Source organism: Streptococcus pseudopneumoniae (assembly GCF_001072665.1).
GTDB classification, from domain to species: domain Bacteria; phylum Bacillota; class Bacilli; order Lactobacillales; family Streptococcaceae; genus Streptococcus; species Streptococcus pseudopneumoniae_S.
Window position 1 is genome coordinate 1 of record NZ_JVJI01000012.1, and the last position, 12,271, is coordinate 12,271.

At 40.2% G+C, this 12,271-nt stretch carries 15 protein-coding genes and 1 other RNA gene; 4 read left to right on the forward strand and 12 right to left on the reverse strand.

Annotation, left to right across the window (positions count from 1 at the left end; genetic code table 11):
- Positions 1 to 116: 116 nt before the first annotated feature.
- The 5 genes from ADH52_RS01030 to ADH52_RS10740 all read right to left on the reverse strand — a co-directional run bounded on the left by ADH52_RS01030 (position 117) and on the right by ADH52_RS10740 (position 5,092).
- A complete protein-coding gene (locus tag ADH52_RS01030) occupies positions 117 to 1,451 on the reverse strand; it encodes an Nramp family divalent metal transporter (RefSeq protein WP_000094601.1) in 1,335 nt (444 codons plus the stop codon).
- Between the two features lie 420 nt (positions 1,452 to 1,871).
- Positions 1,872 to 2,219, reverse strand: a transfer-messenger RNA (tmRNA) gene (ssrA, locus tag ADH52_RS10640).
- A 61-nt stretch (positions 2,220 to 2,280) separates the two neighbouring features.
- A complete protein-coding gene (locus tag ADH52_RS01035) occupies positions 2,281 to 2,916 on the reverse strand; it encodes an SGNH/GDSL hydrolase family protein (protein WP_033685213.1) in 636 nt (211 codons plus the stop codon).
- A gap of 1 nt (position 2,917) precedes the next feature.
- Positions 2,918 to 3,745 (reverse strand): HAD family hydrolase, encoded by an 828-nt coding sequence (locus ADH52_RS01040; protein WP_049509545.1) that lies wholly within the window; start codon positions 3,743 to 3,745, stop codon positions 2,918 to 2,920.
- A 21-nt stretch (positions 3,746 to 3,766) separates the two neighbouring features.
- Positions 3,767 to 5,092 (reverse strand): CapA family protein, encoded by a 1,326-nt coding sequence (locus ADH52_RS10740; protein ID WP_080977834.1) that lies wholly within the window; start codon positions 5,090 to 5,092, stop codon positions 3,767 to 3,769.
- A gap of 174 nt (positions 5,093 to 5,266) precedes the next feature.
- Here ADH52_RS10740 and def point away from each other — a divergent pair, with 174 nt between their 5' ends.
- Both def and rlmB read left to right on the forward strand, forming a co-directional pair.
- A complete protein-coding gene (def, locus tag ADH52_RS01055) occupies positions 5,267 to 5,878 on the forward strand; it encodes a peptide deformylase (protein ID WP_049509547.1) in 612 nt (203 codons plus the stop codon).
- A 44-nt stretch (positions 5,879 to 5,922) separates the two neighbouring features.
- Positions 5,923 to 6,651 carry a 23S rRNA (guanosine(2251)-2'-O)-methyltransferase RlmB gene (gene rlmB, locus ADH52_RS01060; RefSeq protein ID WP_049509549.1) on the forward strand — a complete coding sequence of 243 codons (729 nt, stop codon included), beginning with the start codon at positions 5,923 to 5,925 and terminating at the stop codon, positions 6,649 to 6,651.
- 37 nt (positions 6,652 to 6,688) lie between these two features.
- On the opposite strand, the gene trxB is transcribed toward rlmB, so the two are convergent.
- From trxB to ADH52_RS01095, 7 genes are all read right to left on the reverse strand, one after another.
- Positions 6,689 to 7,600, reverse strand: coding sequence for a thioredoxin-disulfide reductase (gene trxB, locus ADH52_RS01065; RefSeq protein WP_049509552.1), 912 nt, complete (start codon positions 7,598 to 7,600; stop codon positions 6,689 to 6,691).
- Between the two features lie 65 nt (positions 7,601 to 7,665).
- Positions 7,666 to 7,890, reverse strand: coding sequence for a DUF4059 family protein (locus ADH52_RS01070; RefSeq protein ID WP_000926599.1), 225 nt, complete (start codon positions 7,888 to 7,890; stop codon positions 7,666 to 7,668).
- A 77-nt stretch (positions 7,891 to 7,967) separates the two neighbouring features.
- On the reverse strand, positions 7,968 to 8,711 hold the full coding sequence (locus tag ADH52_RS01075) for an amino acid ABC transporter ATP-binding protein (protein WP_000590982.1): 744 nt from the start codon (positions 8,709 to 8,711) through the stop codon (positions 7,968 to 7,970).
- Positions 8,711 to 9,511: an amino acid ABC transporter permease gene (locus tag ADH52_RS01080; protein ID WP_049509554.1), complete on the reverse strand. Its 801-nt coding sequence runs from the start codon at positions 9,509 to 9,511 to the stop codon at positions 8,711 to 8,713. The genes ADH52_RS01075 and ADH52_RS01080 overlap by 1 nt, the downstream gene beginning before the upstream one ends.
- A gap of 157 nt (positions 9,512 to 9,668) precedes the next feature.
- Complete coding sequence (locus tag ADH52_RS01085; RefSeq protein WP_000889091.1) at positions 9,669 to 10,025, reverse strand: arsenate reductase family protein; 357 nt, start codon at positions 10,023 to 10,025, stop codon at positions 9,669 to 9,671.
- A 12-nt stretch (positions 10,026 to 10,037) separates the two neighbouring features.
- On the reverse strand, positions 10,038 to 10,547 hold the full coding sequence (locus ADH52_RS01090; RefSeq protein ID WP_049509557.1) for a methylated-DNA--[protein]-cysteine S-methyltransferase: 510 nt from the start codon (positions 10,545 to 10,547) through the stop codon (positions 10,038 to 10,040).
- A complete protein-coding gene (locus tag ADH52_RS01095; RefSeq protein WP_049509558.1) occupies positions 10,547 to 11,041 on the reverse strand; it encodes a GNAT family N-acetyltransferase in 495 nt (164 codons plus the stop codon). Before ADH52_RS01095 ends, ADH52_RS01090 begins: the two co-directional genes overlap by 1 nt.
- Positions 11,042 to 11,175: 134 nt before the next feature.
- Here ADH52_RS01095 and ADH52_RS01100 point away from each other — a divergent pair, with 134 nt between their 5' ends.
- Complete coding sequence (locus ADH52_RS01100; protein ID WP_049509560.1) at positions 11,176 to 11,619, forward strand: DUF1836 domain-containing protein; 444 nt, start codon at positions 11,176 to 11,178, stop codon at positions 11,617 to 11,619.
- Positions 11,619 to 12,266 carry a PAQR family membrane homeostasis protein TrhA gene (gene trhA, locus ADH52_RS01105; protein WP_049509562.1) on the forward strand — a complete coding sequence of 216 codons (648 nt, stop codon included), beginning with the start codon at positions 11,619 to 11,621 and terminating at the stop codon, positions 12,264 to 12,266. The genes ADH52_RS01100 and trhA overlap by 1 nt, the downstream gene beginning before the upstream one ends.
- Positions 12,267 to 12,271: the final 5 nt, after the last annotated feature.

The window sequence follows — 12,271 nt, forward strand, 5'->3', positions numbered from 1 at the left end:
GTGCAATACAGAACTAAATCCTTTACTTAAATTATTTGTCTAACTTTTTGGGGTCAGTACAGAAATCTTGGGTATCTTTTTTCTTATATGCTTGTTTTATAACTCGGGTGAATTTCTTAGAAAATATCAAATAACAATTTCACATTGAGAATTGTTAAGATAATGGAAACGATATAGCCAAGGATGGTATTCCATTTGGCATTGGTAAATTCTCCCATCAGTGATTTCTTAGAAGTTAGATAAATCAGTGGGAAGATTGAAAATGGAAGAGCAATCGAAAGAAAGACTTGTGAATAAACCAATAACTGATCTAATGTTTTTTCCTGATGACCAAACAGAACCGCTACAATCATGACAGGCAACAAGGCAAAGAGACGAGTTGCCAAACGAATGAACCATTGAGGTAATCTCATATGCAAGAAACCTTCCATAACGATTTGTCCAGTCAAGGTACCCGTAATTGTCGAATTTTGACCACTGGCTAATAAAGCCAAGGCAAACAAGGTTGATAAGGTCGAGCTAGCTATAGCTCCTGCAATAGTAGAATCCTGCAAGGCATTATACATTTGAGAGAAGGCAGAAATCTCAGATGCATGGCCGAAAAAGAGAGCCGCCCCGAGAATTAATAGAAGGGAGTTAACCACAAAGGCCAAGGATAATTGGAGATTTGAATCCCAGGTCATAAAGCGCACGGCTTTTCGAACATCATTCTTGTCCTTGTGATTGATTTTCCGAGTTTGAGACAAGGAAGAATGCAAATAGAGGTTATGGGGCATAACCGTTGCTCCCACGATCCCTAGTGCCAAGGTTAATTGACTTTCATGCCCTGGCAAGGGACTTTCAAATAAGGTTGCATTCGGTAGATAACCCTCAACGATTCCTTGGAAGCTTGGATGTGACAAAGCTACCAGATAGGTAAAAATTGCTAGAATGGTTAAAATCAGTGTTGTCACAATAGCTTCAATCTTCTTAAAGCCAAATTTCATCAGAAGCAATAAGAGAAAAACATCCAACACGGTCAAGAGAATTGCTATCATAATCGGAATCTTAAAGAGAAGATTGAGAGCAATCGCTGAACCTAGAACTTCTGCCAGATCTGTCGCCATCAAGGCTAATTCTAAAATCACCCATAGACTATAACGAAGCCATTTAGGTGAATGATGAGCCGTTGCTTGAGCCAGGTCCATCTGGGTTACAATACCAAGCTTTCCTGCCATCTGCTGAAGTTGCATGGCAATGAGAGATGAAATCAAGATAACAAACAAGAGACTATACTTATAGGAAGCACCACCGACTACACTGGTAATCCAGTTTCCTGGATCCATATAACCAACTGCGACAAGAGCACCCGGACCTAAAAAGGCATTTAAATTTTGCCAGAAATGATTGTTATTTGGAGTATCGATAGATTGATTAATCTCAGAGAGTGACACTTTTTTATGAGAAGACATAGATACTTACCTCTTTCTAAACCTACTTTTTCATTATTTTCTATTAGAGAAAAATAAGATTGACTTTAAACTATTAAAACAATGAAAACTATATGAAAAACATTTAGTTTTTTCATTATTTTTCTTAAGGCACCTTAATATTTTTCTTAAGACACCTTAATATTTTTCTTAAGGCACCTTAATTATAACACAAAAAATGAAAACTATATGAAAAACATTTAGTTTTTTCATTATTTTTCTTAAGGCACCTTAATTATAACAGAAAATATGATAAAAACTTAAGAAAATTCAGGACTTGCTTTAATATTTAGGATACAACTGAAAATTGTATCCTTTTTGTAAAAAAGAATACCAAGGAATACCAAAGAACAAAATAAAAAACGCTGTAAGTACAACGTTTTAGAAAGGAATGCAAAATAATAATGGAGCCGGTGGGAGTCGAACCCACGTCCAAACATCTGCTAACATATTTGTCTACAACCATAGGTTATGTATTGTTTTAACAGCTCCTCGACACATAACTCAAGCCTAGGAACTGCGAGCCTATAAATCTCTTACCAAACTGCTAGACAAAGTTTGATCGTATCTCGCTAATAATAAGACCTGTCATTGAACACGAGCAATCCAAATCGGGTCACGCCTGCTGGTTTTTAGGCAGCTAGAGCGTAAGAAGTGTTATTTTTTGCAGTTATATTTAACTGAGCGTTTACGTCGCCACACGAGTCGCAAAATATGCCTCATAATGCCTGTCGAATCCGTAACGACCCCAAAAGACAACAAAACCATTATACCTTATCTAACTCAAAAATGCAAAAAGGAAAGCAATTAACTACAAAAGATAGTCTTTCAAAGATTTTGTCAAAATCTGATAACCAGCAACACTGAGATGCAGTCCATCAGTTGTATATTCTTTTTTGAGTTGACCTACTTGGTCTGTCAAACTATCAAAAACTGGCACAAATTCTACCTGCATATAGGCTGAAGCAAGCTCTCGATAGGCTTGATTCCATTTCTGGATTTTTTCATTCGTGCGGATATAGACTGTCTGCTTGTACTCCTCTCCCTCATTGACTGGCAAAATGGAAAGCAATTTAATCTCAGTCAATGGATAATCGCGAGTAATGGATTGTATGATAGCTTCGAGATTATTGAGAGCCTCATTCACAGGCACATCTTTTCCGATATCATTTGTCCCAATCAAAAGGACAATTTTATCTACTGCTCCACCATAAAGATGCGCATCAAGATTTTCTAATAACAGCCCTGTCTGATAGCCACGAATTCCTCGATTGACAATCGTCTTTGAAGTCCCAAATAGTTCCTGCAGAGGATAGTATTCGACAATGGAATCCCCAATAAAAAGAATGTCTGGCTCTACAACAGAAACCTGATTTAAGTGACGATACTTGGTTTGGATTTTTTCTTGTTCCTTTAGTAACCAATTTTCTAATAACTGTACTGCCACTTCATTCTCCTTTTTCTAACCAGTTTTCCAAGACTTGATAAACTCCGCCTTGGCTGTTGGCTGGTGCTAGAGCAGTAGCCACAGCTTTGGCTTTATCATCAGCATTTTCCATCGCATAGGCAATTCCAGCCATTTCAAGCATTTCAACATCATTTTCACTGTCGCCAAAAGCCATGATTTGTTGGGAGTTCAAGGCCCAACGCTTGAGTAATTCTTCCAAGCCCCATGCTTTATGAATCCCAGCTTGAAGGATATCAATGCAACCATAGCCACTCGATACAGCCCGAACACGACCATCAAAGAGGTCATTGATTTCTTCCAAAACCGAACTCAAACGTTCCTCGCCAACAACCATACTCATCTTGAGCACACCACCAAAGAGGTCAGTGGTTAATTCATCCACAAAATGCATCCGTTGGTAGAATTTTTCAATCATTTCTGGAGTCATAAAACTTTCAAGGTCTGTGAAAATCGTACCTTCTTTGACGAAACCACCCTTCATCCCCGTTACAACAAACTGATCCTGACACGCTCGACCCTCGAAATAAGCCAAGGCCTTATCGACAATGGCATCATCCCAAGTCTGATCCTGAATCAGTTCATTGTTTTCAAAAATACGAGCACCATTGGCAACAACCAGAACCACTCGATCGACCAAGTGCTCCAGTAGTTGCCTCATGCGGTGAATTTCATTGCCCGTAGCGATGACAAAACGAACGCCCCTTTGATCCAACTGATCTAAAATCTTTTCCAAGCGTGGGAGATCAAGCTGGCCTCTAGCATCCAGCAAGGTCCCATCCATATCTGTCGCAATTACTTTAATCATCATTTACTTTCCTCTGAATTCAAGCTAGTCCCACTTCAATCCCACATGTTCGTTCATTTCTTTATAGGCTGTATCAATTCGTTCCTTAGTCGCTTCATCCAACTGATCACGATGACTACCACCCTCGATAAAGTCTTCTAGGATATAGGTTTGGTAATGATATAAGGGATATCCTTCTGGTGAAAAAGTTCCCTTTGGTGTTCGATTGACCCAAGTAGGATGAGCTTTAGCTGTTTCAATAGTTGTTTTTCCATCTTTTTTCTTGACAGTTACATCCATAAGAACACCACGCTCAGTCCACTTCGCATTGTCTACACCAGTCATTGTTTCAATTCGCTGATTGGAAATAAAGTTCCCCATTGAATAGATAATGAGTTTCTTGTCTCCATCTTTTTCAACAATTTCAGATGGCTCAACTACGTGTGGATGGCCTCCAAAGATAATATCCGCTCCCCATTCAATCATCTTGTGGTACAAAGCCTTTTGCTCGTCAGTCGGTTCTATGCGATACTCAACACCCATCTGAGGCATGATAACAGTAATGTCCGCTTCCTTCTCTGCACGCTCAATTTCAGCCTTCATCTTATCTTCGTTTAGGTCTGAAAGATAGCGGTTATAATCTTCTTGAGAAATACTTTGCTCAATTCCATTAAATCCATAAGAATAAGCCAAAAGTGCAACCTTGATACCGTTCACTTCCTTGATAACGAGTGGAGCTTGATCACGTGACTCGTGCGTATAAACTCCAATAGGTGTCATTCCTGCCTTTTCAATTGCATCTGCCGTTGAAATAACTCCTTCAATTTGCGAATCTAAAATATGATTATGAGCTAGATCTAAAACATGATACCCAGCATCTTTAATAGCATCCATTACTTGAACAGGAGCATTAAATAAAGGATAGCCAGCTAGATAATGATCTTTATTAATGGTCCCTTCAAAATCACCTATAGCCAAATCTGCCTGCTTAAGCCACGGAGTTACGTATTCAAAATTCTCATGAAAATCATAGCTTCCATCTTCCTTTTTAGCTGACATATAAATAATATCATGGTAAAGTAAATCTCCATGGGCCATGATACGAGCACTTTTTTCTTCTTCCTGATCTTTAGAACTTTGATTCGTCTTATTAGCTTCTTGAGAAATGGCATCCTTTTTTTGACTAGTCAATGGAATTCCTTGGAAACTTTCAAACAACAAGACCAAGCCCATTGATAAAGCAACTGCTAGCAAGAGTATCGCCACAAATCCCTTATTACTCCACTTGCGATAACTCCTAAAAAAGTTTACAAAGCCTCTCACAAAATGAAAAACTGGTCCACGTTTATGTCTATCTTGTCTTCTTTGCATCTTCATTCTCCCTACTTTCTAATGCAAGCCTTTTCTTTTTATTATATCACAGATAAGTAATTCTTTCACAATTGAATTGAACTTCCTATCTATTTTCTATAAATCCTAAAGGTTGTAATACTTTCAATCCTTGTCATTTTGTGATATCATGTAGAGGTAATGAAAGGAGAGAAAATGTCTGCTATAGAACGTATTACAAAAGCTGCTCACTTAATTGATATGAAAGATATTATCCGCGAAGGGAATCCGACTCTACGCGCGATTGCTGAGGAAGTTACTTTCCCCTTGTCTGACCAGGAAATCATTCTCGGAGAAAAGATGATGCAATTCCTGAAACATTCCCAAGATCCTGTCATGGCTGAAAAAATGGGGCTCCGCGGTGGTGTTGGACTTGCTGCTCCTCAATTAGATATCTCAAAACGCATTATCGCTGTTTTGGTGCCTAATATTGTTGAAGAAGGCGAAACTCCACAAGAAGCCTATGACTTGCAAGCCATTATGTACAATCCCAAAATCGTCTCTCACTCTGTTCAAGACGCTGCTCTTGGCGAAGGAGAAGGTTGCCTCTCTGTTGACCGCAACGTGCCTGGCTACGTAGTTCGCCATGCCCGCGTTACTGTTGACTACTTTGATAAGGATGGAGAAAAACACCGCATCAAGCTCAAAGGATACAACTCCATCGTTGTCCAGCATGAAATTGACCACATTAACGGTATCATGTTTTACGATCGTATCAATGAAAAAGACCCATTTGCAGTTAAAGATGGTTTACTGATTCTAGAATAAAGAAAATCCCGTTGCAATACGGGGTTTTGTGTTATAATAGAGGCATGAAAACAAATGATATTGTCTATGGCGTCCACGCCGTTACCGAAGCCCTCCTTGCAAACACTGGCAACAAACTCTACCTCCAAGAAGATCTCCGAGGTAAGAATGTTGAGAAAGTCAAGGAACTGGCTACAGAAAAAAAGGTGTCCATTTCTTGGACTTCAAAAAAATCCCTCTCTGAGATGACTGAAGGTGCTGTCCACCAAGGTTTTGTTCTACGAGTGTCTGAATTTGCCTATAGCGAGCTAGACCACATCCTTGCCAAAACGCGTCAAGAAGAAAATCCTTTACTATTGATTCTGGACGGATTAACTGACCCTCACAACTTAGGCTCCATCTTAAGAACCGCTGATGCGACCAATGTTTCAGGTGTCATCATTCCCAAGCACCGTGCTGTCGGAGTTACTCCTGTCGTTGCCAAAACGGCCACAGGTGCTATTGAGCACGTTCCCATCGCTCGAGTGACCAATCTAAGCCAAACTCTGGACAAACTCAAGGATGAAGGCTTCTGGATCTTTGGAACAGATATGAACGGTACCCCTTGCCACAAGTGGAATACAAAAGGGAAAATCGCCCTCATCATCGGAAATGAAGGAAAAGGCATCTCTATCAACATCAAAAAACAGGTTGATGAAATGATTACCATTCCGATGAATGGACATGTTCAAAGCCTTAATGCCAGTGTTGCTGCGGCCATTCTCATGTATGAAGTTTTCCGAAATAGACTATAAAAAGTTTCCAGTCATCTGATTGGAAACTTTTTTATAATTAACTATGTTCTGTGATAAACTTGTAAGCTTCTTGACCAGCGATAGCTCCATCTCCAACTGCTGTTGTCACTTGGCGAAGGTCTTTCAAGCGAACATCACCAACTGCAAAGATACCGTCAACTGCAGTTTTCATGTGGTTATCTGTCACAATCCAGCCTGCCTGATCTTGGATATTTAATTCTTTAACAAAATCGCTAAGAGGGTCCAATCCAACATAGATAAAGACGCCACCGAAGGCTTGTTCTGTCACTTGACCTGTTTTCACATTTTCAAATACGACAGATTCTACTCGGTTTTCGCCCTTAATTTCCTTCACTACAGAATCCCAGATAAAGCTGATTTTCTCATTCGCAAAGGCGCGGTCTTGTAAAACTTTTTGGGCACGAAGTTGGTCACGACGGTGAACAATGGTAACCGTCTTAGCAAAGCGAGTCAAGAAGAGGGCTTCTTCAACCGCTGAATCTCCACCACCGACTACCAACAAATCTTGGTCACGGAAGAAAGCACCATCACAAACGGCACAGTAAGAAACACCACGACTGTTCAGTTCTTCTTCTCCAGGTACTCCCAAAGGACGATGTTTAGAACCAGTCGCTACGATAACTGTACGTGTTTCATATGTTTGGTCATCGGTCATCACTTTCTTAAAATCACCATGATCTTCGACATTTTCAACATAACCATAAATATGCTCAACACCAAGATTTTCAAGCGGTTCAAACATCTTTTCTGCCAATTCAGGTCCACTAATATTAGCGTATCCTGGGTAATTTTCAATATCAGATGTATTATTCATCTGACCACCTGGCAGACCACCTTCAATCAAGCCTACTTTGAGATTGCTTCGAGCAGCATACAAGGCTGCAGTCATTCCTGCAGGACCAGCACCGATAATAATAGTATCGTACATATAGATTCCTTCTTTCTTGTTGTAACTATCTTTATTCTAACTCTTTCTTGTCAATCAAGCAAGGATTATGCTTTGAAAACAAGAATTAAACTCATAACCGCAAAGGATAATACTGGAACAACCAAGACCCCAATCATAATCATATCATAGAGATGGGCTTGGCGAGCCTTGGCTGTCTTATCAACTCCCGACATGGCTCTTAGTCCAATCCAAATCCCTAAAAAAATCAGGACAAGGATGGTGGTCAAGATCAAACTCTCGAAATATAAAGAAAATAGTTGCAGTAGCATGATTTCTCTCATTTCTATCTTTTTTAAAGAGTAAACTCAGCTAGTCCAGCTAACTGAGTTTTCCTTTATCTATTATATCAAATATAAGTCCGTTTGTAACTAGCGAAGAATTCTTTTGTCCGCTCTTCTTTCGGATGGTGGATAATCTCATCCGGTGTTCCAGACTCAATGATTTTCCCCTTATCTAAGAAGAGAATCTTATCAGCCACTTGGGCTACAAAGGACATGTCATGACTGACCAAAATCATGGTCTGACCTGACTTCGCAGCATCTGCAATAGACTTTTCTACTTCACCGACCAATTCTGGGTCAAGGGCTGAAGTTGGCTCGTCTAAGAGTAAGACATCTGGTTTCATGGCAAGAGCACGCGCTAGGGCAACCCGTTGCTTCTGTCCACCTGATAAATGGCGTGGGTAATGGTTTTCACGATCAGAAAGCCCAACCTTAGCTAACTCTTCCTTGGCAATCTTAGTCGCTTCTTGGTCAGATAATTTCTTAACAACAACCAAGCCTTCTTTCACATTATCAAGTGCTGTGCGACGTTCAAACAAATTAAACTGTTGAAAAACCATGGACAGCTTACGACGTAGGGCCAGGATTTCTTCTTGAGTGATTTTAGAAAAATCAACTGAGAAATCATCGATCTGAATCGAACCACTGTCAGGTGTTTCAAGATAATTGAGACTGCGAAGGAAGGTTGATTTTCCAGCTCCTGAAGAACCAATCAAGGCTACAACTTCCCCTTTTTGAATATCCAAGTTCAGATGATCCAAGACAGTCTGTCCTGAAAAGGATTTGCTTAAATTCGAAATCTTAATCATTAACGAAGGTCTCCTTTCACATCTGTTTGCACTGTATCAGGTGCAGAAATAGCCATCTTTCTCTCTATGAAACGACCGAGGCTTTCAATTCCGATATTGACTACCCAATAAACAAGGGCAACGGAGATAAAGCGTTCAAAATAGCGGTAATCAGCTCCACCTAAAATCTGAGCTTGGGCAAAGACTTCCACAACACCCGCACTAAAGGCTAGAGATGTTCCCTTGGTCAAGCCGATGAGGGAATTGATCAAGGTTGGAGTTGCCACAACTGCTGCACTTGGAATAATTACGCGACGATAAACTTGCGCTCGGGTCATCCCCAGACTGCGTGCCGCCTCAATCTCACCAGGATTAACTGAGAGAATGGCTGCACGAATGGTTTCACTCGCATAAGCTGCTTCATTGAAAGCAAAGGCGACAATCGCAAAAGCAGCGGCTGGAATCGCATTGATATTGAGACCAGTTCCCCATTGCTGATTGAGAGCTTTCAAAGCCAAAGGAATTCCGTAGTAGGTCAACATGAGTTGCACCAAAATCGGTGTCCCCTTTAAGAAACTAACAAAGAAGGCCTGCAAGGGATATAAAATCTTGACACGATTGATTTTCACAATGGCAAAAAGAAGTGCCAAAACCAAGCCAAAAAGAGCACCACCAATTGTCAACATAATCGTTGTTGGAAGTTGTTGGACAATTCTCGGAATTCCATCAAAGACCGAACGCAAGCTAAACAGCTTGCCGTCTGGAATCAATTGCATCAAGTTTTGGTACCAATCTGATGCTAAAATCGTTGTAACATTCATAAAAACATCCTCTCCTGATAATGATTCATTCTACCATACTTCTGCCGTCAATGAAATTATTTGCTACGGTCAGATACAGACTTTGTCTACCTACTAGTTTATCATACTTTGAAACAGGGAGGTTATATATTTTATCTATCAAAGAGATAGATAAAAACTATTTCAATCCCAATTCTTCGTAAGCTTTTCGATAACCGATTTGCTTAACAGTTCCATTCTCCACTAAAATCGGTCGTTTTAACAACATTCCGTCGCTTGCTAGCAACTCAGCTGCTTCTTGGTTTGACAGACTTCCTACCTTATCTTTCAGCCCTAATTCACGGTATTTGATCCCACTGGTGTTGAAAAATTGCTTCAACTCGAAACCTGAGGTCTCTAGCCAATTTAAAATGACTTCTTGACTAGGTGTTTCTTCCACGATGTGAACAGCTTTGTAGTCCACACCGAGTTGGTTTAATTCTTGTTTTGCTTTTTTACAAGTTGAACATTTTGGGTATTCGATAAATTCTAACATGTCTTTCACTTTCTATTTTATATCTTTAAAATCTGCGCCTTCATGCTCTAAAAGCCAGACTTTCTTTTCCACTCCTGCAGCATACCCTGTCAGACGCTTACCTGCTCCTAACACACGATGACAAGGTACTAGGATAGACCAAGGATTGCGTCCCACTGCTCCACCAATTGCTTGAGCAGAAGGCACTTGCAGGTCTTGCGCTATTTGTCCATAGGTCACTGTCTGACCATAAGGAATTCCTTGTAAATAGGACCAAACTCGCTTTTCAAAATCCGTTCCAATTGGAGCCAAGGGTAAGTTGAATAAATCCTGAGACTTGCCTTTAAAGTAATCATCTAAGCAAGCAATAACTGGAGCTAAAACAGGATGACTAACAACTTCTTCAATTGTTTTATCTCCTAACCCCCTCTCAAAGTGCTTCTGATCCTGCACCCAAATTCCATACAGATAATGGTCATCAGCTACAAGAGAAAGAGAGCCAATCGGCGAAGAGTAGAGCATTTTTGCATACTTCTTTTGCATTATTTCTTTAATTTTTGATAGGCCAAGCGTTCTCCATCAACTGGAACCTTACCAACCTGTTTAAAACCGAGTTTTTCAAAAATATGTTGCATGGCCTTGTTTGCAGCATGCGTATCTGAGCGAAAATCTAGATAATCAAAACCTTCAATCAAGCCTTCTAGAAAAGTCTGAGCAACCCCCTGTCCCTGCACATCTGCTGCCACAGCGATACGGTGAAAGACTAGATACTCTGATTCTCCTCCTTGCCAGTTTCCCTCATAAATAGCTTCATAGGCCTCCTCTGGACTCTTGGTCACAGCAGCATAGGTTAGCAATTCTCCCTCTTCCAAGGCAACATAAGCTTGACCTGAGATAATATCATCGATAATAACGTCTGCATTTGGATAGCCATTTTGCCACTGTTCACTACCAGCATCTGCCAAACATTTTTTAGCATCCTCAATCACCTGCATAATGGCATCTACTTCATTTGGAAAAGCTAAACGAATCTCCATCTTTTCTCCTCATTTCTGACTAGTTTCTCCCATCATAGCATAATTTAAGCCTTTTCACAAGCAGTTAAAACTTGACTTTCTGTTTTTATTATTTTATAATCTAGTTATTAAAACTAGATAAAAAGGAGTTGAAAATGAAAACTAGCTTTTCCTACCCTAAATGGGCAGAAATACCAAATATTGACCTCTATCTAGATCAGGTTTTACTCTATGTCAATCAAGTCTGCGCCCCTATCTCTCCTGATAAAGACAAGGGCCTGACAGCATCTATGGTCAACAATTATGTGAAACATGGTTACCTGACAAAGCCTGATAAGAAAAAATACCAACGCCAACAGATTGCCCGTTTGATCGCTATCACAACCCTCAAATCTGTCTTTTCTATTCAAGAAATCGCTAAGACACTGAATACTCTCCAAAGTCAAGCCAGTTCAGACCAGCTCTACGACGCTTTTGTGAACTACATGAACAATGGGATTGACCCAGAAAATCCTATTATCCAAAGTAGCTGCCAAACCGTTAAACTCTATCATCAAACTTTAGCCTTAATCCATCATACTGAAGAGGAGGAAATCTAATGAATACTAGTCTTAAACTCAGCAAACAACTCAGTTTTGGAGAGGAGATTGCTAATAGCGTGACCCATGCTGTGGGGGCAGTCATCATGCTCATCTTGCTCCCTATTTCATCCACCTATAGTTATGAAGCACACGGATTTTTATCCTCTATCGGCGTTTCCATTTTTGTTATCAGCCTTTTTCTCATGTTCCTCTCATCCACCATTTACCACTCTATGGCCTATGGTTCAACCCACAAATACGTCTTGCGGATCATCGATCATTCTATGATTTATGTGGCTATCGCAGGTTCTTATACGCCAGTCGTCTTGACCTTAATGAATAACTGGTTTGGCTATCTGATTATTGCCATACAGTGGGGAACGACCATCTTTGGCATCCTCTATAAAATCTTTGCTAAAAAGGTCAATGAGAAATTCAGCCTTGCTCTTTACCTGATTATGGGCTGGCTGGTTCTGGCTATCATTCCTGCCATTATCAGTCAAACGACGCCAATCTTTTGGAGTCTTATGGTAACGGGCGGACTCTCTTATACGGTTGGAGCTGGATTTTACGCCAAGAAAAAACCTTATTTCCACATGATTTGGCATCTCTTTATCCTAGCAGCATCTGCCCTCCAGTACATCGCCATTGTTTATTACATGTAAAAAAG

What these genes read in the sequence shown, in the direction of transcription:
- ADH52_RS01030 (WP_000094601.1), bottom strand. Translation starts at nt 1,451, where the DNA reads ATGTCTTCTCATAAAAAAGTGTCACTCTCTGAGATTAATCAATCTATC.
- def (WP_049509547.1), top strand. Translation starts at nt 5,267, where the DNA reads ATGTCTGCTATAGAACGTATTACAAAAGCTGCTCACTTAATTGATATG.
- ADH52_RS01080 (WP_049509554.1), bottom strand. Translation starts at nt 9,511, where the DNA reads ATGAATGTTACAACGATTTTAGCATCAGATTGGTACCAAAACTTGATG.
- ADH52_RS01095 (WP_049509558.1), bottom strand. Translation starts at nt 11,041, where the DNA reads ATGGAGATTCGTTTAGCTTTTCCAAATGAAGTAGATGCCATTATGCAG.
- ADH52_RS01100 (WP_049509560.1), top strand. Translation starts at nt 11,176, where the DNA reads ATGAAAACTAGCTTTTCCTACCCTAAATGGGCAGAAATACCAAATATT.
- ADH52_RS01040 (WP_049509545.1), bottom strand. Translation starts at nt 3,745, where the DNA reads ATGATGATTAAAGTAATTGCGACAGATATGGATGGGACCTTGCTGGAT.
- rlmB (WP_049509549.1), top strand. Translation starts at nt 5,923, where the DNA reads ATGAAAACAAATGATATTGTCTATGGCGTCCACGCCGTTACCGAAGCC.
- trxB (WP_049509552.1), bottom strand. Translation starts at nt 7,600, where the DNA reads ATGTACGATACTATTATTATCGGTGCTGGTCCTGCAGGAATGACTGCA.
- ADH52_RS01090 (WP_049509557.1), bottom strand. Translation starts at nt 10,547, where the DNA reads ATGCAAAAGAAGTATGCAAAAATGCTCTACTCTTCGCCGATTGGCTCT.
- ADH52_RS01085 (WP_000889091.1), bottom strand. Translation starts at nt 10,025, where the DNA reads ATGTTAGAATTTATCGAATACCCAAAATGTTCAACTTGTAAAAAAGCA.
- ADH52_RS10740 (WP_080977834.1), bottom strand. Translation starts at nt 5,092, where the DNA reads ATGCAAAGAAGACAAGATAGACATAAACGTGGACCAGTTTTTCATTTT.
- ADH52_RS01075 (WP_000590982.1), bottom strand. Translation starts at nt 8,711, where the DNA reads ATGATTAAGATTTCGAATTTAAGCAAATCCTTTTCAGGACAGACTGTC.
- trhA (WP_049509562.1), top strand. Translation starts at nt 11,619, where the DNA reads ATGAATACTAGTCTTAAACTCAGCAAACAACTCAGTTTTGGAGAGGAG.
- ADH52_RS01070 (WP_000926599.1), bottom strand. Translation starts at nt 7,890, where the DNA reads ATGCTACTGCAACTATTTTCTTTATATTTCGAGAGTTTGATCTTGACC.